Raw genomic sequence first — 20,071 nt, forward strand, 5'->3', positions numbered from 1 at the left:
ATTGCGCTTCTGAATGCGGCCGTAAATCGTTGAGACGACTAAACGCTACCACTTGAAACAAAATCGACAAGCTTATTTTTTGCAATTTGTCAAGTTCTATCAAGTGTTGGCAATCAGGATGAGAGGAGGGACATATGGAAATATCACCAAATGTGGATCGCTGGGGTTTTCAGCGCTTCGTTGAGTCGTCGGTGTCAGAAGGGTTCCTGCGCGAGCCGGTCCTGATGGAAGGAATGTCTGGTTCGCGCATCACGCGCAATGGCCTGCCGTATGTGAATTTTTCGGGGATCAACTACCTCGGCTGGCAACAGGACCCGCAAGTGCTCGATGCGTTCTGTGAGTCGGTCAAACGCTATGGGCTTTCCACCGGTGGGTCGCGGGCGACGCAGGGTGTCTGCGAGCCACATTTCCGATTGGAAACGTTGCTCAGCGAGCATCATGGCAAAGACAAAACACTCACGTTTGCCTCAGGCATGCTGGCCAACCTTGGCTTCATCAATGCCATGACAGCGAAGTTCAATTTCTCCCCCAGCAGCGGCATTGACAACCGCGATGCCGTGCTGATCTTTGACCGTGATTGCCACTGGAGTCTCTGGAAAGCCGCCGCGCACCTTAAGTACGGCGAATCGCTGCTGTCGTTCAAGCATAACGATGTGGCCGACCTTGAACGTGTTCTGCAAAATATCGGAGATCGAAAGGCCATTGTGGTTTTCGAAAGTGTCTACTCCTCCGACGGGAGCGTGGCGCCTATCGGTACGATCCTGGATCTGTGTGAACGATTCAATGCCCTGAGCTATATCGACGACGCCAATGGCTTCATGGTGTATGGCGAGCCGCAGCGCAATTTCTACGAAGAGTTCCAGCACCTTCGCCGCGCCGATTTCATCATGATCTCATTATCGAAATCAGTAGGCCTGGAAGGCGGCGCGATCAGCGCCAACGCGGAGTACATCGACGCCTTTGAAGTACTGAGTGGAACGTCGATCTTCACAGCCGCCATTCAACCGCCAACGGCAGACGCAGCGGCATCCATCATCGAGCGCCTCAAGCGCGACCCTTCCATCATGGATGACTTCCTGCGCAGAAGCCTGGCGTTTCGCCTGCGATTGCTTGACGGTGGCCTGCAGCTCAATAGCACACCGTCTTACATCACCTCCGTGTTGATCGGCAAGGACAGCAAGGCCGAGCAAGTTCGGGAGCAGTTGGAGCAACAAGGCTTCTGCGTACCGATCTTCCGCTATCCGGCGGTCAAGCCCAATCAGGCACTGATACGGCTGATCCTGCACCGGCACCACACCGACGCGGAAATCGAGAGGTTTGCCCAAAGCCTGGAAAATCTGCTCGGTTGCGATGATTCATCCAGTCGATTGGGCGAGAGCCTGCTAGCGGCAGCGAACTAGGTCAGGAAGTCGCATATGACACGCATGGAACAGGTGGTGCGGGTCGGCTTGCCGGCCAGCACAAATGACACCACTTGGGCGGCGGAACATATTGAAATCAAGGACTCGATTGCGACGATTGACCGAACGTCCTGGAATCAACTGTGCAAGCCTCATCAGTTTTGCAGCCATGAGTATATGGCTGCCCTGGAGGCCAGCGGCCTGGAATGCCAGTACCTTTATGCGCTGGCCATTTCAAACGGTGAACTGGTCGGCGCTGCTGTAGCCACCCTATGGCGGATTCATCTGCCATATGGGATGTCATTGCGCGTCACAACCCTGGGAACGCCGGTCAATACGGGGTTGCCGCTGATGTTAGCGGTCACTGCGAATTCCATAAGCCTGCGATATGGTCTGGTGGCTGCGCTGGAGCGGGCGTCAATCAAGCGCGGCGTCCGACTGTTCGTCGGGCGGGATTTTCCGACAGCCGACTACCTCCACAAGCAGGCGCTCGACAAGCTCTACAGCTGCGCGCATTTGGAGCTGCCCTGGACAGACTTTGAGCAGTATCTGGAGCAGCACCCCAAGCGCAAAAGCATACGCCGTGATCTGCGGTCGCTTGAAAAGGCAGGCTACTGTCTCGACATTCGCGAGGGTCAGGCACTGTCGACTGATGAAGCGCAGCGCTTGCACGCCTTATGGTTACAGCTGTATCGCAAACATCACTCGCCTGACCAGATCATGGTCACCGAAGATTTCTTTCTGCAAATGAGCCAGCTCGACCATGCGGTGTGGTTGCTGCTGCGCAAGGAAGGACGCATTGATGCGTTCGACCTCTGTTTTGTTCTGGGCGACCATCTGGAATCCACCTATTGCGGCGTGGATCTGGAGGCAACGAGTCGCCTGTCCATCCACCGCGCAATGGGCTACCACATCGTTCGCCACGCCATCGGCAAAGGACTGCGCAGCATTAACTTTGGTATTTCCAACGAGCAGGGCAAAGTCGAAATGGGCTGTCGCCTGCAAGCCTGTTACGCCTGGATGCAAGCCAATCCCAAGTGGCTCGGACGACTGCTTCGCATGATCCTGCATCGATTTGTGCTCAAGCACGACCAGGACAAGCTCGCGCAGGAAAACCTGACCGTGGAAGACCAGCGGTGAAGCGGCTGCTACACAAACATGGCGCCGGTCTTTTGCTCTTGACCGGTCTGCAATGGGTGATTTCGGTGGCGGATTGGATGCTGATCGTACTGCTGCAGATCGTGGTATTCGATCTGACCCAGTCGGCGTTCAACATCATGTTGCTGGTCATATGCGAGTTGATCCCGATGCTGCTGTTCGGCGCATGGGCCGGTGCAGTGGCCGATCGCACCGATCTCAAACGGGTACTGGTCTGGGCCTGTGTGGCGCGTCTGTTCATCATCCTGGCACTCTTGCTGCCGGCGATGCGTGGGCAGCTTATCCCGATCCTTGCCATTGCTGCCCTGGCGGCGACATGCAACCGGTTCTTCGTGCCGGGTGCCAGTGCCTTGTTACCCAGCCTGGTTTCGGCAGATAGGCTACCCGCTGCCAACGCCATCATCATGGCCGCGCGCATGTCAGGGATGGCCATCGGTACGCTGTTGGCTGGCGTGCTGGCCAGCCACTACGGGCATGGGGTGGCGGTTGTGGTAATTGGCGTGCTGCTGCTCATCGCCAGTGTCTTGTGTGTGTTGTTGCCCTCGTCCCATGTCAAGCGGGAGCAGGCCGATGAAGTAGGTATCTGGCGCGATTTGCGCACGGCGGTTTCACGCTATGGAGCCAGCCTGATACTGCCCATGACGGCCAGTATGCTGGTGATGCTGGCCCTTGGCAGTTTTGAGATTCTTGCGCTTGTCTATGTGGTCCAGGTGCTGGAGCGCCCACCGGCCGATGTCGGGTTGCTGTTCGGCGCCTATGGTGTCGGCATGCTGGCTGGACTTACTTTGTCGTCATGGCCCCGTGTCGGGCAGCAATATGGCGCATGGATGTTGATCAGTCTGACCCTGATATGTGCCTCTATCTGGGTTGTATCGAAAGTCGACAGCCTCGGTTTGGCATTGCCGTTGGTGGCTGTGACGGGGCTGGCGGAGGGGCTGGTCATTACCCTGAGCCTGTTGCGCATCTATCAGCAGGTTGCTGGGGATTTCTATGCCCGTGTGATTGCATTGCTGGATACCGGCACAGGCGCGGCCTTTCTTGTTTCGGTCATGCTGACAGGCGTCGTGGCCGATAAGGTACCGGCAAACATCTTGCTGCAAGGGCTCGCCATGACGCTCACCGGCTTGCTGCTGTTGGGGGTCATTGTGATGAAGGTGAGTACAGCCTGGCTTCACCTGAAAAAGGTGGAGCTCGAATAGAACACCGTTAATCACGCAGAGCACTGACGCCCGCTCTTTTGAAGAACACCCTCATACCGCTCCTGGAGTTCTCTAGGAAACATCCCGCAAGTGAAAAGGACCGATACTGCGGGTAGCTCAACCAATTGTCCCTTTTAAGTTGACAGTAAGACGCCTCCCAGCCGATTTATCCCCCACGTCCCGCCCATTAATCTGTGCCCATGTTGAACGCAACGCCCAACCCACTTAAACAAAAAAGGATTCAACCATGAGCACGCCAACCTACAACCGCTTGAACAAAGACGACGCCGTAGTCCTGCTGGTCGACCACCAGACCGGTCTGATCTCCCTGGTGCAGGACTTCTCGCCCAACGAGTTCAAGAACAACGTGCTGGCCCTGGCGGACCTGGCCAAGTTCTTCAACCTGCCGACGATCCTCACCACCAGCTTCGAGCAAGGCCCTAACGGCCCGCTGGTGCCGGAGTTGAAGGAGATGTTCCCGGACGCGCCGTACATCGCTCGCCCTGGCCAGATCAATGCGTGGGACAACGAAGACTTCGTCAAGGCGATCAAGGCCACCGGGCGTAAGCAGATCATCATTGCCGGTGTGGTGACGGACGTGTGCGTGGCGTTCCCGACGTTGTCGGCGCTGGCGGAGGGGTTTGATGTATTTGTGGTGACGGATGCTTCGGGCACCTTCAATACCACGGTGCAACAGGCGGCGTGGAGCCGGATGACGCAGGCCGGTGCGCAGATGATGAACTGGTTTTCGGTGGCGTGTGAGCTGCATCGCGACTGGCGCAACGATATCGAAGGCCTGGGCAATCTGTTGTCCCAGCGTATTCCGAACTATCGCAACTTGATGAATGGTTATGCGGCGCTGACGGCGCAGCAGAAGTAAGAAAACTGCCGTCAACGATAAGCCTGCTTGAAAAAGCAGGCTTGCTTCGTTAGGTGCTGCGATGGACGTTGTGGCGCCCGCACTTTACTCAGTAGAAATAGTTGGACTCGGCTTTTTTATCGAGCCCCACCAAAACACTCTGAGCAATTCGGCAGGCCGTCGGCGCGGCGTTGGGGCCCCAGTGCTGGCAGTAGTAACGACCTTCGTTCACCGATTTACCCTCCTCGGTGAAGACTTCGATCACTGCATTCCAGAGTGACACCCGTGGGGCGTCACTGGTGGGGTCGAGGCACAGCAGGTGGGTGATTTGTAATTCATCGTCATCGTTTGCCTGGTAACCCTGATAGCCGATAACCAGCAGCCAATGCGCCGCCAGGCCGTCGTCCCAATCGACACAGACGATCGGGATTTTGCGGTTGTCGACGGCGTCGGCAATATTGCGGATGGTCGTCTGTCGTCGCGGCGCTGCATCCAGCACTTCGGTCACAACCCCGGCGTGCTTGAACACATCAACCAGCCAGCTCACATCGAAATCGTCGGTGCCTTCCGACACCAGGGCGCCGAAGGCCAGTAGGCTTTCGCGAAAGCGACCCAGTCGGGTTCGGCCATCGTAACTGTCGAGTGATTGAGCCTGCTCGCGGGACATAACGCCCAATGCGATCAAGGTCATCGCCACGCAGTAAGGTCCACAGGCACCATCCATTTCGCCTTGGCGTAAATGAACATAGTCATGTGCGCGGGGGTGAGCACAGGTCACCGGGCCGTTGGGGGATACCGACAACCAAGGGCTTACAAACATTCGATTCATGCAGCGTCATTCCTTTGCAAAAAAAAGCAGCCGCCCAGCATGAGCGGCGTCACGATAAGAAGACAGGTTCAACTCAGGCGTTCAGGCTCGACGTAACTCAACACGGTGGTTTCCCGAGCATCCGACACGGCGAACTGCTCGCGCGCCACGAGGGCGTTGAGCAAGGCGTTCTTGCCATGGTTGTATTTGCCGATCACCGAAACCACCGGCAGCCGTGCGTCAGCCAACAAGTACTGCAAGCGGCTTATCTCGGCCGCGTGGTCTGGCAGCACCGCATAAATCGAATCGAAGCCCATGGTTAATGCTCTTCCTTAAATAGCGCTGATGCAGCCCGTGCTTAGAAAATGCCGAACAGTTTGGGCCTGATGAAGACGCGTCCCGTTAGATGACTGGCGAAGAAGTTGTCGTCCTCGGCATATTTGACGAAGAGCCTGTCGAGTTCTGCGTGGACACGACCAAAACCATCATCCAGCCATTCAATCATGGTCGATTTAAGGGTCAGGATGATTTTTGCCGCCTCATAGAGCGCGCCCACCTTGCGCAGGAGGCTATCGGACTCGAACCCGTCTTCGATCTCTTTGAAGCGGCCCTCCATCTCTCGCTGGAAGTCGTCAAACACACGGGTCACTGCGTTTTCCAGCTCATCGCTGGTCTCCCAGTCCCCCATGAAACCAAAGGATGAGAGGTAGTCATCGAAGCCTTTCAGATCGGAAAACACCTCATCAAAATCGGGCAACTCGATTTCCGTATCCAGATCGAGGTCCGCGATTCTAAAGATGCTGAGGTCTGCCTTTTCGATCTTGGCAACGACCGTATCGCGCATTTGGCGAAGCACACCTTTGAAGTTCAAGCAGCTCATCGCAGCCAGGCGCTTGCTGAGAAAGGCATGCGACTGTTCCAGGTAGAGCGAAAGCACTTCATCGCGACCAAAGGCTTGCGTCGACTGACCACCACGCCTACGTACCGATACCGAACACAGCGGCGTCACCGATACACCCGGGCATAGTTGGTGAATTTCTCGCTGGAGGGCCTCGACCTTATCGCCCGCAACGTCGGCATTGGTCAGGATGACTTGCAGGGGAATCCTGGCATCCAGTCCGAGCCGTTTGATCAGATTCACATCCACCGGTTCCAGCCGTGCGGAGCTGGCGTTGATCACATAGAAGGCGCCATGAATCCAGGTTTCCGGCTCCATCGGGCGCGCACGATGTTGCTGCATGAAACGGTCGAACTGTTGGAGCCATCGCTCATAGTTGTCAGCTTCCAGGCCAACGCTGTCGAACACATTCAACAGGTGCCCCTGGTGCTCGAAGGTGTGCGACTGAAAATTTTTCTCCCAGGAGGTGACGGGCTTGCCACTTCCCGTCTCAAACAAACCCACCTGGTCAAAAAGATAGTTGCAGAAGCTGCTTTTGCCGACGCCGCTTTTACCCAGCACGATGATGTTGATCGCGAACTGATCCATGTCTCTCTAAACCCTGAACCGCTGAAAGGGGATGAAGGCCTGCCTAGAAACAGATCTGTCTCTCGCCACGGCCTTCAGAGTGCGCCAAGTGGCTTCAAGCTTTTTGATTGCCCCATTTTCCCAGCGCAATCTTGAACGCCTGCATGAACTGCTCGTTAGAAAAGAGGCGAGCCCAGTCCGGTGACTTGCCTGTCTTCAGGTAGCCGTCCACGGCGCGTTCATAGACCTCGACCAGGGCCAAGCCAAGCGCTCCGGTGATCGCCCCGGCAACAGCGGCGTTAATGATCTGCCCAAGCACGGGGATCATCTTGGTCAGGCTGGCTGCCAACTGACGCCCCACCAGGCTGAGGATCTGGCCCTTGAGCAGGCTGACGGCCATTTCACCCATCGAGCCAAACCCGTAGAGCTTGGCCAGCGATGCCGCCATCGCCATCTGCTGAGGCACAATGAGTAACGCGTCCGACATCGGCACCGGGTTAAGTCCGGCGCTGGCGGCGGTGGTGCCGCTGTAGGTCATGATGATGGTCATCGCCTCGCTGCGTTTGGCTGGTAGCGACGCGATCTGGGCAGCCACGAAGGACTGGCGTAGCGCATCGTCCTTGAGTGATGCACTCGACCAGGCGATTAACTTTTCGAGGTCCAGTTTCAGCTCTGGGTCGTGGCTGGGGTTATTTGCACAGGTCTCGAAAACCTCACAATGAATACCGTGCTCGCGCAGCACGTTGCGAAACGCCCGGGAAGTCTCACCGTTGCCCTCATCGTCGATGGGTTCGGCATCGCACTGGGTGAGTACCACAGCCACCGGAATATCCAGTTCACCGGTAATCAATCGCAAGTTGTCCAGGTCAAAATCAGTAACCCGGTGGTTGGCTACGCTGAGGCAGTACCAAATGAGATGGATCTGTTCATCCAGCGCCTTGAACTTGCGCTGTTTGATCTCCGGGATGATTTTTTCCCGAAAGTTGCCTGTCGAGGGTTTGCCTTCCGTCACCTCATAACCTTCGGTATCAAAGATGACCAGAGGGATGTTGGCGTCTTCGTAGCGATGACAACCCCGAGTGACAGGCTGCCCGGTACCGACCTTGGCAATCGTTTTGCCGAAGATATGATTGATCAGGCTGCTCTTTCCAACACCGGTGCCACCAACAATCATCAGGTTCGGGCGTTTGACCGACGCCATTTCCTTATCGAACTGCTCTTCCAGTTGAGCTTCCATACTTGCCATTGTTCTATTCTCCGTCGCTACGCGGCGCTCAAAAGAGGGCGCGCTAAAAAAAAGGTTATCGCCCCGGACCCAAAATCCTAAAGCCTCAATCGCACTTTGCCACTATCCCTGTCAAGCGCAGCGGTTGGGTGGATAGGCTCCAACGGGTATTGTTTTTGACGCTCCTGCTCTCGTCTGAAAAGTGATCAGCGAGACATCCTTCTCTACCTATTCCTCCTGCGCAGTCACCCCCCCTTGCAAAAGCCCGACTTTCCTCTGCAACTGCTTGATATGCGCCTTCTCAGCGCGCAGCGCAGAACGCAACTCCCGGTTCTCAGCCTCATAGATCCGCCCCCAGCGCGCGTTCCGGCGGCAGGTAAGCGCCATTTTCCAGAGTTCACGCAGCCTCAAGTATTGCAGCAGGAGCACCAGCAGGATGCTCCCCAACACTACCAATGCCCCTGTCGACACTGCTTCTGCCATAGTCATGCGTACTTCCTTGCGTATACCCAATTTGTTTAAACGACAGCCACACGATATGTAGCAATAGACGACAGGTCTAGAATGTAGACTTATACAGGTAAAGTATTCGCACACGTCACGAGGGGATGGAACGCATGCATTCCATTGAACAGGTTTGCTGGGACCTGGCACTTCGCCACTGCTTGATCGAGATTGTCGCCCGGCAGGAGGGCCGGCAGACCACGGGGCACTTGATCCAGAGCGTTGGTAGCAAACGCCGGCAGGCCGCCAACGACATCAATATGCACATCGCCGAACATGCGCCTCAAAACCTTACACATGACAAAAAAATAACCGGCTACGTGCCAAGCAAAACGTTCCAGCCGCTGTTCATCGGTGACGAATCTCAAGCACTTGAGACCGGGGTTTTATGAGTAACCGGGCAAAACGTGGGGCAAGCCGCATCGCGCTATTGCCCTTGACTCTCCCCTATACGGCAGCCCCTACCCTGCAACCCCGTTTCAGGACTCATCCCCATGGCTCAGCGCATTCTGGTCATCCTCGGCCATCCCTCCAGCACCAGTTTCTGTTCGGCACTGGCGGACACCTACATCCAATCGGCCAAAAACGCCGACCATGAAGTACGCGTCCTACGGCTGGGCACGCTGGCTTTCGACCCGGTGCTGCATCACGGTTACACCGACATTCAAGCCCTGGAAGCCGATTTGCTCGGTGCCCAGGCAGATATCCTGTGGGCCACCCATTTGGCGTTTGTCTTGCCGATTTGGTGGGGTGGTATTCCGGCGTTGATGAAGGGCTTTATCGATAGAGTTTTCCTACCCGGCTTCGCCTTCAAGTACCGTGCAGGCAAGGCATTTCCTGACAAGCTGCTGCATGGCCGAACCGCACACTTGCTGGTGACGCTCGATACGCCGCCATGGTATTACCGCTGGTTCTACCGCATGCCGGGTATTCATCAGATGCGCAAGACGACGCTGGCGTTTTGCGGCATAACGGTGACCAAGACCTTGTTGCTCGGGCCGGTGCTGGGTTCCACGCCCGCGCAACGCGCTCGTTGGCTGACGCGGGCCGGCGGATTATTTGGAAAAGGGCGTTTTCATGTTCATCGGCAAAGCGGCGCAACTGTCGGGCACGACCATCAAGGCGATTCGTCACTATGAAGCGATCGGCCTGCTTCCCAGCCCGCAGAGAGCGGGGCGGTATCGGGTCTATTCGGCGCAGAGTGTCGAGCTGCTGATGTTGATCAAGTGTGCTCAGCAACTGGGTTTCAAGCTCAAGGAGTTACAGGCCATTTTGCACGGGCACCAGGGCGACGCGCTGCCCTGGGCGCGCGCGAGCCAGGCGATTGCCCGCAAGCAGGAGGAGCTGGCGCTGCAGATGGCGGCACTGCAGAAGATGCAGGCCGGGCTGGTCGAGTTTGACGCGATGCTTAAACACTCAAACCAGAATTGCACGATAAGTACAAATTAGACAATAAATATAAATCAGGTTAGTGTCGCGCTTTCGTCCCGTTGATATTCAGGAGCGCGCCATGACCACACTCTCGGACTTCAAGCTTAAAACCTGCGTTCCCCCGCAGGAGCGTGCGTGATGAGCGCGGTGCCACTGGCGGTTTACGAACTCAGTGCATTGCGCGCCGCGCTGTCGCGCCAAGACATGCTGCACGCGGTGGAACAGGCATTGATCAGTCACGCCGACGGCCGCATCGTGGCCCCGCCGCCGGGGGTGTTGTTGTTTGAAAACCCGCCGGGGGACTGTCATATCAAGTCCGGCTACGCGAAAGACGGTTCGGTGTTTGTGGTCAAGCTGGCCATGGGCTTTTATGAGAATCCTTCCCGCGGCCTGGAGACCAATAATGGCCTGGTGCTGGTGTTCGATTCTCACACCGGCAAGACCCGCGCCATCCTCAACGACGAAGGCTGGCTGACCAGTTGCCGCACTGCCGCAGCCGGTGCCTTGGCCGCACGGGCCGGGGCGCCCGCACGGGTGAGCGCGCTAGGCATTCTCGGCAGCGGGCATCAGGCGCAACTGCAGGCGCGCTGGACCTGCGAACTGCTGGGAATCGAGCGTGTGGTGATCTGGGGACGCGCTCCCGAGCGGGCACAACACCTCGCCAACGCACTGCAGCAAGCTGGGTTGAAAGCCCAAGCAGCCGACAGCATTGAGGCTGTTTTCGCACAGTGCAATCTGGTGATTACCTGCACGCCGTCGACCCAGGCAATCGTACCGGCCGACGTGGTGCGTACAGGCACTCATATTGTCGCCCTGGGCGCAGACAGCCCAGGCAAACAGGAACTGGACCCGTTGCTGCTGCAGAGGGCACGGGTGCTCATGACCGATGACCGTGCCCAATGCCTGGACCATGGCGAAATGAGCCACGCAGTACGGGCCCATTTGATCAGCGACCAGGCCGACGTTTCCCTCGGCCATGTGCTGGCCGGTAAGGCACGCGGGCGTTTCCGCGACGATGACCTGACCATCGCCGACCTGACCGGCCTAGCCGCTCAGGACATCGCACTGGCGACCCTCGCGGTGCAGCGCATGCGGGCCGTGGACTGACAACTGTTCGGACGCCTGCGTACAATCACCGTTCCTTTTTCCTGTGCCCGGTTAACCCATGGTCGATATCGCATTCATCAAGGCAACCGCCGACGGCATTGCCGCCCTGCTCTATCCGGACCTGGAAGCCGTGGTACACGACCTGCACACCGGGCGCATTGCCCACATCGCCAATGGCTTTTCCCGACGTCAGGTCGGGGATGAATCGCTGATCACTGACCTGGCTGAGTTGGCTGCCGGACCCGACACCGTCGGGCCGTATGAAAAGACCGGGATCAACAGCCGTCAGTTGCGTTCGATCTCCCTCGTCGCCCGTGCCGCCAACGGTGAACCCTGCGCCTTGCTGTGCCTGAACTTCGATGTGACCGCCCTGGCCCAAGTGCAGAAACTGATCAGCGGCTTTGCCGTAGGCCAGCAGTCCCAGGGGCGCCCAGAATCGCTGTTCAGCGGCGATTGGCGGGAAAAACTCAATGAGATCATCGAAACCCTCGCCGCCGAAAATCATTTGAAACCCGCCGATTTCGGCCGTGGCGAAATCATCCAGGTGCTGGTGCAGGCGCGGGAGCACGGCCTGCTGGATGTGCGTAACTTTGTCGACTACGTCGGCGACTACTTCAAGATTTCCCGGGCCAGTGTGTATAACTATTTGCGCGCCGCGGCGGCGCAGTAACAGGCGACCGCGCAATCGGCTCAGTCGCCCCGTTCATTTGCCCCCATCCCCCATGTCTGCTAGTGTCGCGCCGGTTTACCGTCTACCGGAATAGCCGCCATGGCCCGCAAAAAAGTTGCACTCGATTTCGAACAATCCCTCGCCGACCTGCAAACCCTGGTCGAGCGTCTGGAGAACGGCGAGTTGTCGCTGGAAGACTCGCTGACGGCGTTTGAACAAGGCATCGGCCTGACCCGCGACTGCCAGAGCGCGTTGGCGCAGGCAGAGCAGAAGGTTCAGGTGTTGCTCGAACGCGACGGGGAGTTGGCCGAAGAACCTTTCGATGCGGAACAGCCCGAATGATCGACGCGTATCAGGCCAGTAGCCAAGCCCGGGTCAATGCGGCGCTGGAGCCCTTGTTTGTTGCGCCAAGCCCGGAAATGAAACGGCTCTACGAGGCCATGCGCTACAGCGTGATGAATGGCGGCAAGCGGGTGCGTCCGTTGCTGGCCTATGCGGCCTGCGAAGCCCTCGGCGCGCCTGCCGAACAGGCCAACGGCGCGGCCTGCGCGGTGGAGTTGATTCACGCCTATTCCCTGGTGCATGACGATTTGCCGGCGATGGACGACGATGACCTGCGTCGCGGCCAGCCGACCACCCATAAAGCCTTTGACGAAGCCTGCGCGATCCTCGCCGGCGATGGCCTGCAAAGCCTGGCGTTCAGCGCATTGCTCGACCCGAGTTTGAGCAGCGTGAATGCCGAGATCCGCTTGCGCATGGTCACCACCCTGGCGGTTGCCGCAGGCCCCGCCGGGATGGTCGGTGGCCAGGCCATCGATCTCGGCTCGGTGGGCCAGAAGCTCGATCAACAGGCCCTCGAACACATGCATCGGCACAAGACCGGCGCCCTGATCGAAGCCGCCGTCCACCTGGGCGCCCTGGCCAGTGGGCGTGCCGAAGCCGCGCAATTGGCGGCTTTGCAGGTTTACTCCGGGGCCATCGGCCTGGCGTTCCAGGTGCAGGACGACATTCTCGACGTAGAAAGTGACACCGCCACCCTGGGCAAACGCCAGGGCGCCGATATCGCACGGGACAAACCGACTTATCCTGCGCTGCTCGGGCTGGATGCCGCCAAGGCTTATGCCCTGGAACTGCGCGACCAGGCCCTGGCCGCCCTGCGACCTTTCGACGCAGCAGCCGAGCCCCTGCGAGACCTGGCGCGGTACATCGTCGAACGTCGTCACTGATAACCGCGGCCATTACAGCCACATATCGGTCAAGTTCGGTGCTCTGCGTGGGCAGTTTGCGATGCTTGAGGTAAACTGCCGCCTCTTCTATACCTATAACGATTCGCCTGATGCCCACGACGTTTCAAGAGATTCCCCGCAAACGCCCGTCCACGCCTCTGCTCGACCGTGCTGTCACGCCGGACGGCCTGCGTCGTCTGGGTGAAGCCGAGCTGGTAACCCTGGCCGATGAATTGCGCCTGGAATTGCTCTACACGGTCGGCCAGACCGGTGGGCATTTCGGTGCCGGCCTGGGCGTCATCGAGCTGACCATCGCGCTGCATTACGTGTTCGACACCCCGGACGACCGGCTGGTGTGGGACGTAGGCCATCAGGCGTATCCGCATAAAATCCTCACCGGCCGTCGCGAGCGCATGAGCACCCTGCGCCAGAAGGACGGCATCGCCGCCTTCCCGCGTCGCTCGGAGAGCGAGTACGACACCTTTGGCGTCGGCCACTCCAGCACCTCGATCAGTGCCGCGCTGGGCATGGCGATTGCCTCGCGCCTGCAAGGCAGCGATCGCAAGGCGATTGCGGTGATCGGTGACGGCGCGCTGACCGCCGGCATGGCCTTCGAGGCGCTGAACCATGCGCCGGAAGTGGACGCCAACATGCTGGTGATCCTCAACGACAACGACATGTCGATCTCGCGCAATGTCGGCGGCCTGTCCAACTACCTGGCGAAGATCCTTTCCAGCCGGACCTACGCCAGCATGCGCGAAGGCAGTAAGAAAGTGCTGTCGCGCTTGCCCGGCGCGTGGGAAATCGCCCGCCGCACCGAAGAATATGCCAAAGGCATGCTGGTGCCCGGCACGCTGTTCGAAGAGCTGGGCTGGAACTACATCGGCCCCATCGACGGCCACGACCTGCCGACCCTGATCGCCACGCTGCGCAACATGCGTGACCTCAAAGGCCCGCAGTTCCTGCACATCGTCACCAAGAAAGGCAAAGGCTTCGCCCCGGCGGAAGTCGACCCGATCGGTTACCACGCGATCACCAAGCTCGACCCCCTGGACGCCCCCGCCGCCGCGCCGAAAAAAGCCAGCGGGCCAAAGTACTCCGGTGTGTTCGGCGAATGGCTGTGCGACATGGCCGCCGCCGACCCGCGCCTGGTGGGAATTACCCCGGCGATGAAGGAAGGTTCCGACCTGGTGGCGTTCAGCGAGCGTTTCCCGCTGCGCTACTTCGACGTCGCCATCGCTGAGCAGCACGCGGTGACATTCGCCGCAGGCATGGCCTGCGAAGGCGCCAAGCCGGTGGTGGCGATCTATTCCACCTTCCTGCAGCGCGCTTATGACCAGTTGGTGCATGACGTCGCGGTGCAGCACCTCGACGTGCTGTTCGCCATCGACCGCGCCGGCCTGGTCGGCGAAGACGGCCCGACCCACGCCGGCAGCTTCGACCTGTCCTACCTGCGTTGCATCCCCGGCATGCTGGTGATGACGCCGAGCGACGAAAACGAACTGCGCAAGATGCTCAGCACCGGCCACCTCTACAACGGCCCGGCCGCCGTGCGCTACCCGCGCGGCACCGGCCCGAACGCGGTGATCGAAAAAGACCTGGCGCCGATCGAAATCGGCAAGGGCATTGTGCGACGCCAAGGCAGCAAGACCGCGTTCCTGGTGTTCGGCGTGCAACTGGCCGAAGCCCTGAAAGTCGCCGAGAAGATCGACGCCACCGTGGTCGACATGCGTTTCGTCAAACCGCTGGATGAAGCACTGGTGCGCGAGATCGCCGCCGGCCATGAACTGCTGGTGACGGTCGAAGAAAACGCCATCATGGGCGGTGCCGGTGCGGCGGTCAGCGAGTTCCTGGCGCGCGAGAACATCCTCAAGTCGGTGCTGCACCTGGGCTTGCCGGATGTGTACGTCGAACACGCCAAGCCGGCGCAGATGCTCGCCGAGTGCGGGCTCGACGAGGCGGGTATCGAGGCGTCGGTCCGCGAACGCATGACACTCCTGGGTTTATAACCCCCCGAGACTTCTGTAGGAGCGAGCTTGCTCGCGAAAAACGTCAACGATGACGCGTGCACTCTGTATGCACGCGGCGTCCTCAGGTTTTTCGCGAGCAAGCTCGCTCCTACAAAAAGCTATGGACCGCTCTATGAATCACCTGCGCCTTGCCCTGCCCTTGCTGCTTCTGCCAGCCCACGACCTGCTCGCCGACAGCCGCGACGCCGCGCTGAAACTCCCCGACGTGGTCATCAGCGCCAACCGCCAGGTCCAGGCGCGCAACGACAGCAGCGCCGCCAACACCGTCTTCACCCGCGACGACATCGACCGCCTGCAACCGACCAGCCTGACCGACCTGCTCAGCCGCGTGCCCGGTGTGCAAGTGGCGCCCACCGGCGGCCGTGGCAGTTTGCCGGGCATCTACCTGCGCGGCACCAAGTCCGCGCAAAGCCTGGTGCTGGTGGACGGCCAGCGCATCGCCAACGCCACCTCCGGCGACAGCGGCCTGCAATACCTGAATGTGGACCAGATCGAGCGCGTCGAAGTGCTGCGCGGCTCGCGCTCGGTGATCTACGGCAGCGATGCAATTGGCGGGGTGATCCAGGTGTTTACCCGGCGCAACGCCGAACAGGGCCTGCAGCCGCGCCTGCGGCTGGGCTTCGGCAGCCACCAGAGCTGGGAGCGTAGCCTCGGGCTGTCCGGCGGCGACGAACACACGCGCTTCAACCTGGGCGCGAGCCTGGATGAAAGCGCCGGCATCAACTCGACACACACCTCGTTTCCCAGCGATGGCGACCATGATGCCTACCGCAACCAGTCCGTCAGCCTGAACCTCAGCCACAGTTTCAGTGACGCGTTGGAAGCCGGTTTCAACCTGCTGGATAGCCGCGGCAAGTCGGAGTACGACAACAGCTTCGGCCGCTACGACGTCGCCACCGGCCAGAGCGTCGGCCAGAAACCCTACACCGACTACGCCGTGAGCAGCGCCAGCGGCTATGCCGACGCCCGCCTCAGCGAACGCTGGCAATCGCGCCTGGAACTGGGCCACAGCGAGAACCGCGACACCAAGCGCGATACCCTCAGCGATGACTTCAGCGTATTCAACACCTACCGCGACTCTGTCAACTGGCAGAACGACCTGACCCTGAATGAGCGCAACAGCTTGATCCTCGGCGGCGACTGGTACGAAGACCGCTTCCACGGCTCCACCACGTTTACCGAAAACAGCCGCTGGAACCGCGCCGCCTTTGTCCAGCATCGTTTCCGTAGCGAGTGGTTTTCCACCGAACTGGGCCTGCGCCATGACCAGAACCAACAGTTTGGCAGCCAGAACAGCTGGAGCGGCACCCTCTCCGTGCCGATCAACCCCGACAACGATGTGCTGCTCAGCTACAGCGAAGGCTTCCGCGCGCCGACCTTCAATGACCTCTATTACCCGGACACGCAGTACAGCAACCCGAATCTTCAGCCCGAGACCTCCAAGAGTTACGAGCTGCAATGGCGCAGCCAGCTCGGCGACCACACGCGCCTGGAAACCTCGCTGTACCGCACCGACTTGAGCGACGCGATCATTCTCGACGGCGGCAAACCGCAGAACGTCGCAGCGGCGCGGATCAATGGTTTTGAAGCCGCGCTCAAGCACGAGCTGTTCGGCTGGCAGGGCAACCTGGGCGTTTCGCTGATCGACCCGCGCGACCGCGACAGCGGCCACACCCTCGCCCGCCGTGCGCGGCGCACCCTGAACCTGGACCTGGATCGGCAATTCGATCAACTCGGCGTCGGTGCGAGCTGGCAGGCGATCAGCAGCAGCTACGACGACGAAGCCAATCGCAATCGCCTGGGCGGTTATGCCTTGCTCGGGCTGCGCAGCAGTTGGGCGCTCAGCCGGGAAGTGGCGTTGTCGCTGAAAGTCGATAACGTGCTGGACAAGACTTACGCTCGGGCACGTTACAGCTATGACGATCCGGCGTTCCTGAACAATCAGGACTATCGGGAAGAAGGTCGGGTGTGGAGGGTTGGCGTGACCTGGACGCCGACGCTCTGATAGAAACGTCGGCGTGCCTGCGATTGCGTCAGCGGTTCGGCGCAATCACCTGACACAACCGCGCCAAGGCTTCCAACATCTGCCCGCTCGGCCGTTCCAGGCCTTTGTCCGGCACCAACAGCAAACGCCCCTGCGCCACCGCCGCCAGCTGCGGCCAGGCTTTCCAGGCATCCAACTGCGGTTGATCCGCCGCCAGAATCACCTCGGGGTTGCGCTGCAGCACCGACTCGACGCTGACCTGCGGCGCAGGCAGCGTGAGGTCGTCGAACACATTGCGCGCGCCGCACACACTCAGCGCATCGCTGATGATCTGCCCACCGCCCACGGTGTACAAAGGCGGGCTCCACACTTGGTAAAACACCCGCAAGGGTTCGGCACGCTGATAGCGCTGGCGCAACCCGGCCAGGCGCTGGCGCAACTGCGCAGACAATTGCCGGCCGGCGTCGGCGCGCCCCAGTTGCTCGGCGATGGCCTGGACCTGCTGGGTCAGTTGTTCGAGGTTATGGGGTTCGGCGACGTAGACCGGGATATTCAGGCGCTGCAACTGTTCACGCTGGGCCGGGCCGATGCTGCCGGGCCAGAGCAGGATCAGGTCGGGCTTGAGGCTGAGCAAGCGCTCGATGTTCAATTGCCCATAGCGCCCGACCGACGCGACCTTCGCCAGCGCCGCTGGCCGCTCGCCGCCATCGAGCACGCCCACCAACAGGTCGGCAGCGCCCAGTTCAACCACGATTTCCGACAGCGACGGCGCCAGGCTGACCACCCGCTCGACCGCCAGGGCCTGGGCAGCGAACGCCAGCAGCAGGAGCGCCAGCCAGCGAGGCTTCATCCCAATTGACGCGGGATGCGGTAGAGGTAAAACAACACCAGGGTCGACAATGCCAGCAGGAACAACGGCACCGCTTCCAGGCCGACGAATACCGCCAGCGCACCGATCCAGGCCGGCACGGAGGCAATCAGCAACGCCGTGCGCCGACGGGCGGCGAGGGTGATCCAGGCCGCCGGTTCTTCTGCGGTGTCGAGGGCTTTAGAGGTGGCGATCAACGCATGTTTATAGCCATGAAAATAGCGCAGGCTGAGAAACATCGAGGCCACGCCGGCAATGAAGAACGGCATGGCCAGCACCGGCAACAGCGGTTCGGCCTGAGCGAACACCAGGTTGATCACGAACAATGGCAGCAACGCCAGCGCCAGGTACTGCCACCAATTGAAGGACAGTCGCCGTTTCACCTGGCCTCGAGTCACGCGCGGTCGACCTCGCCCTGGTGCTCGTTGCCCATCATGTGGTCGAGCTTGCTGGCTTTGGTCGCCAGGTAGAGCTTGTTGTGCGGGTTGTGCCCGGTGTGCAGCGGCACGCGCTCGGCGACGGTGATACCCATCTCGGTCAAGGCTTTGACCTTGCGCGGGTTGTTGGTCATCAGGCGCAGGGATTTCACGCCCAGGTGCTCCAGCATCGGCAGGCAGATGCCGTAATCACGCTGGTCGGCGGCAAAGCCCAGGCGCTCGTTGGCTTCAACGGTGTCGGCGCCGCCGTCCTGCAACTCGTAGGCGCGGATTTTGTTCAGCAGGCCAATGCCACGACCTTCCTGGCGCAAGTACAGCAAGATGCCGCGGCCTTCATGGGCAATGGCGCGCATCGCCGCTTCCAGTTGCGAACCACAGTCGCAGCGCTGGCTGAACAGCGCGTCGCCGGTCAGGCACTCGGAGTGGATGCGGCCCAGTACCGGCGCGCCATCGGCGATATCGCCCAGGCTGAGCACGACGTGCTCGCGCCCGTTGGCTTCTTCGAGGAAGCCATGCATGGTGAACATGGCAAAAGGGGTAGGCAGCTTGGAAGCAGCGACGAAAACGACGGGCACCGTGTGCTCCTGATTTCAGATTTCACAGAGGCGGGCATTGTAACAGCACGTTCCTACAGACGCTTAAGCTGAATTATCGTTGATAAAGATCAATCGGCTCGATTGGCCTTCGTCTCGGTTCTATGCAGGTCTGAATGCTGACTCAGGGCGTCTCGCGAAAATGTTGATAACCGCGAACGGCCGGGGTGATGTCGCGCCCGTTCGCGTCGAGCAGCGTCACGCCCTGCCCCGCCTCGACCCGGCCGATCACATGCACCGGCCAGCCGCCCGCCAGCAATGGTGCCAGCCCGGCCGGTGGCAGGGTGAACACCAACACATAGTCGTCGCCGCCACTCAAGGCCGCCACCCGCGCCGCGTCATCGCCGACAAACGCGAGCAAGGCCTTGGATAACGGCAGTCGCTGGCGCTCGACCAGCAGGCTGACAGCCGATGCCTTGGCGATATGCCCACAATCGGCCAGGAGCCCGTCGGAAATATCCATCGCGGACGTCGCCTTGCCCCGAAGGGCAACGCCCAGGGCCAACTGCGGTTGCGGCGACCAGTAATGCGCCAGCAGCGGGTCGGCGATGCCGGCCTCGGCGCTGCGCTGGCCCAGCACCAACGGCAGCGCTCCCGCCGCGTTGCCCAATTCCCCGCCCACACACAGCAAGTCACCCGGCCGCGCACCGCTGCGGGTCAACGCTTGCCCGGCCGGCACACGGCCGAACACGGTCATGGTCAGGCTCAGCGGCCCGCGCGTGGTGTCGCCGCCGACCAGGCCCACGCGGCAGCTCTGCGCCATGGCGTTCAAACCCTGGGCATAGCGTTGCAGCCAATCGGCATCGACGGCGGGTGTTGTGAGGGCCAGGGTAAACGCGATGGGGTCGGCGCCCATGGCGGCCAGATCGCTCACCGCCACGGCCAGCGAGCGCTGGCCGAGCAGGAACGGATCACAGGGGTCGGCGAAATGCACGCCGGCCACCAAGGTATCGGTGGAGATTGCCAACTGCTCCCCGGCGGGGAGCGCCAGCAAGGCGCAGTCATCGCCGATCCCCAGGGCAATGCCCTCGCCGCCCTGCGCACAAGGCGCGGCGGCGAAGTATTTGCGGATCAGCTCAAACTCGCCCATCGGGAACTCAAGCGCGG

Annotated in this window: 21 protein-coding genes and 1 pseudogene; 13 read left to right on the forward strand and 9 right to left on the reverse strand. The window is 60.3% G+C overall.

All coding sequences use genetic code 11. The features are described from left to right. The first annotated feature begins 152 nt into the window (after nt 1–152). The 4 genes from JN756_RS28600 to ycaC all read left to right on the forward strand — a co-directional run bounded on the left by JN756_RS28600 (nt 153) and on the right by ycaC (nt 4,637). The gene (locus JN756_RS28600) at nt 153–1,400 is read left to right on the forward strand and encodes an aminotransferase class I/II-fold pyridoxal phosphate-dependent enzyme (protein ID WP_200806983.1); all 1,248 of its coding nucleotides are present in this window, start codon (nt 153–155) and stop codon (nt 1,398–1,400) included. A 15-nt stretch (nt 1,401–1,415) separates the two neighbouring features. After that, a complete protein-coding gene (locus JN756_RS28605; RefSeq protein ID WP_079444794.1) occupies nt 1,416–2,540 on the forward strand; it encodes a GNAT family N-acetyltransferase in 1,125 nt (374 codons plus the stop codon). Next, a complete protein-coding gene (locus JN756_RS28610; RefSeq protein WP_201021588.1) occupies nt 2,537–3,757 on the forward strand; it encodes an MFS transporter in 1,221 nt (406 codons plus the stop codon). Before JN756_RS28605 ends, JN756_RS28610 begins: the two co-directional genes overlap by 4 nt. Nucleotides 3,758–4,004: 247 nt before the next feature. Then, entirely contained in the window at nt 4,005–4,637 is a 633-nt protein-coding gene (ycaC, locus tag JN756_RS28615) for an isochorismate family cysteine hydrolase YcaC (RefSeq protein ID WP_046381905.1), read from the forward strand. A gap of 88 nt (nt 4,638–4,725) precedes the next feature. On the opposite strand, the gene JN756_RS28620 is transcribed toward ycaC, so the two are convergent. The 5 genes from JN756_RS28620 to JN756_RS28640 all read right to left on the reverse strand — a co-directional run bounded on the left by JN756_RS28620 (nt 4,726) and on the right by JN756_RS28640 (nt 8,603). Further along, nucleotides 4,726–5,445 (reverse strand): hypothetical protein, encoded by a 720-nt coding sequence (locus JN756_RS28620; protein ID WP_046381904.1) that lies wholly within the window; start codon nt 5,443–5,445, stop codon nt 4,726–4,728. 68 nt (nt 5,446–5,513) lie between these two features. Beyond that, a complete protein-coding gene (locus JN756_RS28625) occupies nt 5,514–5,741 on the reverse strand; it encodes a GTPase domain-containing protein (protein ID WP_046381903.1) in 228 nt (75 codons plus the stop codon). A gap of 41 nt (nt 5,742–5,782) precedes the next feature. Then, nucleotides 5,783–6,910, reverse strand: coding sequence for a GTPase (locus JN756_RS28630; RefSeq protein ID WP_057005487.1), 1,128 nt, complete (start codon nt 6,908–6,910; stop codon nt 5,783–5,785). A 94-nt stretch (nt 6,911–7,004) separates the two neighbouring features. Then, nucleotides 7,005–8,135, reverse strand: a complete 1,131-nt coding sequence (locus JN756_RS28635; RefSeq protein ID WP_082643882.1) for a YcjF family protein — start codon at nt 8,133–8,135, stop codon at nt 7,005–7,007. A 207-nt stretch (nt 8,136–8,342) separates the two neighbouring features. Beyond that, nucleotides 8,343–8,603, reverse strand: coding sequence for a hypothetical protein (locus tag JN756_RS28640; RefSeq protein WP_046381900.1), 261 nt, complete (start codon nt 8,601–8,603; stop codon nt 8,343–8,345). A gap of 119 nt (nt 8,604–8,722) precedes the next feature. Here JN756_RS28640 and JN756_RS28645 point away from each other — a divergent pair. The 9 genes and pseudogenes from JN756_RS28645 to JN756_RS28690 form a co-directional block, all read left to right on the forward strand. Next, nucleotides 8,723–8,989: pseudogene (locus JN756_RS28645) on the forward strand (BrxR family helix-turn-helix transcriptional regulator); the annotation flags it as partial. Between the two features lie 123 nt (nt 8,990–9,112). After that, nucleotides 9,113–9,757 (forward strand): NAD(P)H-dependent oxidoreductase, encoded by a 645-nt coding sequence (locus JN756_RS28650; RefSeq protein ID WP_046381898.1) that lies wholly within the window; start codon nt 9,113–9,115, stop codon nt 9,755–9,757. Further along, the gene (locus JN756_RS28655; RefSeq protein WP_057005484.1) at nt 9,696–10,067 is read left to right on the forward strand and encodes a MerR family transcriptional regulator; all 372 of its coding nucleotides are present in this window, start codon (nt 9,696–9,698) and stop codon (nt 10,065–10,067) included. The genes JN756_RS28650 and JN756_RS28655 overlap by 62 nt, the downstream gene beginning before the upstream one ends. Nucleotides 10,068–10,187: 120 nt before the next feature. Beyond that, complete coding sequence (locus tag JN756_RS28660; protein ID WP_201021589.1) at nt 10,188–11,156, forward strand: Rossmann-fold NAD(P)-binding domain-containing protein; 969 nt, start codon at nt 10,188–10,190, stop codon at nt 11,154–11,156. Between the two features lie 58 nt (nt 11,157–11,214). After that, entirely contained in the window at nt 11,215–11,826 is a 612-nt protein-coding gene (locus tag JN756_RS28665) for a helix-turn-helix transcriptional regulator (protein ID WP_126589118.1), read from the forward strand. Between the two features lie 99 nt (nt 11,827–11,925). Then, nucleotides 11,926–12,168 (forward strand): exodeoxyribonuclease VII small subunit, encoded by a 243-nt coding sequence (locus JN756_RS28670; protein ID WP_003176346.1) that lies wholly within the window; start codon nt 11,926–11,928, stop codon nt 12,166–12,168. Next, nucleotides 12,165–13,052, forward strand: a complete 888-nt coding sequence (ispA, locus tag JN756_RS28675; protein ID WP_017849569.1) for a (2E,6E)-farnesyl diphosphate synthase — start codon at nt 12,165–12,167, stop codon at nt 13,050–13,052. The genes JN756_RS28670 and ispA overlap by 4 nt, the downstream gene beginning before the upstream one ends. 110 nt (nt 13,053–13,162) lie before the next feature. After that, entirely contained in the window at nt 13,163–15,061 is a 1,899-nt protein-coding gene (dxs, locus tag JN756_RS28680) for a 1-deoxy-D-xylulose-5-phosphate synthase (protein WP_046381896.1), read from the forward strand. A gap of 133 nt (nt 15,062–15,194) precedes the next feature. Continuing rightward, nucleotides 15,195–17,087 (forward strand): TonB-dependent receptor domain-containing protein, encoded by a 1,893-nt coding sequence (locus JN756_RS28690; protein WP_201021590.1) that lies wholly within the window; start codon nt 15,195–15,197, stop codon nt 17,085–17,087. Between the two features lie 28 nt (nt 17,088–17,115). Here JN756_RS28690 and JN756_RS28695 read toward each other — a convergent pair whose 3' ends face one another. The 4 genes from JN756_RS28695 to thiL all read right to left on the reverse strand — a co-directional run bounded on the left by JN756_RS28695 (nt 17,116) and on the right by thiL (nt 20,054). Further along, on the reverse strand, nt 17,116–17,916 hold the full coding sequence (locus JN756_RS28695; protein WP_046381894.1) for a cobalamin-binding protein: 801 nt from the start codon (nt 17,914–17,916) through the stop codon (nt 17,116–17,118). Then, nucleotides 17,913–18,332: a nuclear fragile X mental retardation-interacting protein 1 gene (locus tag JN756_RS28700; protein WP_026140360.1), complete on the reverse strand. Its 420-nt coding sequence runs from the start codon at nt 18,330–18,332 to the stop codon at nt 17,913–17,915. Before JN756_RS28700 ends, JN756_RS28695 begins: the two co-directional genes overlap by 4 nt. Beyond that, nucleotides 18,329–18,946: a GTP cyclohydrolase II gene (ribA, locus tag JN756_RS28705; RefSeq protein ID WP_017849574.1), complete on the reverse strand. Its 618-nt coding sequence runs from the start codon at nt 18,944–18,946 to the stop codon at nt 18,329–18,331. The genes JN756_RS28700 and ribA overlap by 4 nt, the downstream gene beginning before the upstream one ends. Nucleotides 18,947–19,088: 142 nt before the next feature. Beyond that, the gene (thiL, locus tag JN756_RS28710; protein ID WP_201021591.1) at nt 19,089–20,054 is read right to left on the reverse strand and encodes a thiamine-phosphate kinase; all 966 of its coding nucleotides are present in this window, start codon (nt 20,052–20,054) and stop codon (nt 19,089–19,091) included. Nucleotides 20,055–20,071 lie beyond the last annotated feature (17 nt).

Source organism: Pseudomonas sp. Y39-6, from assembly GCF_023651955.1.
Classification (GTDB): domain Bacteria; phylum Pseudomonadota; class Gammaproteobacteria; order Pseudomonadales; family Pseudomonadaceae; genus Aquipseudomonas; species Aquipseudomonas veronii.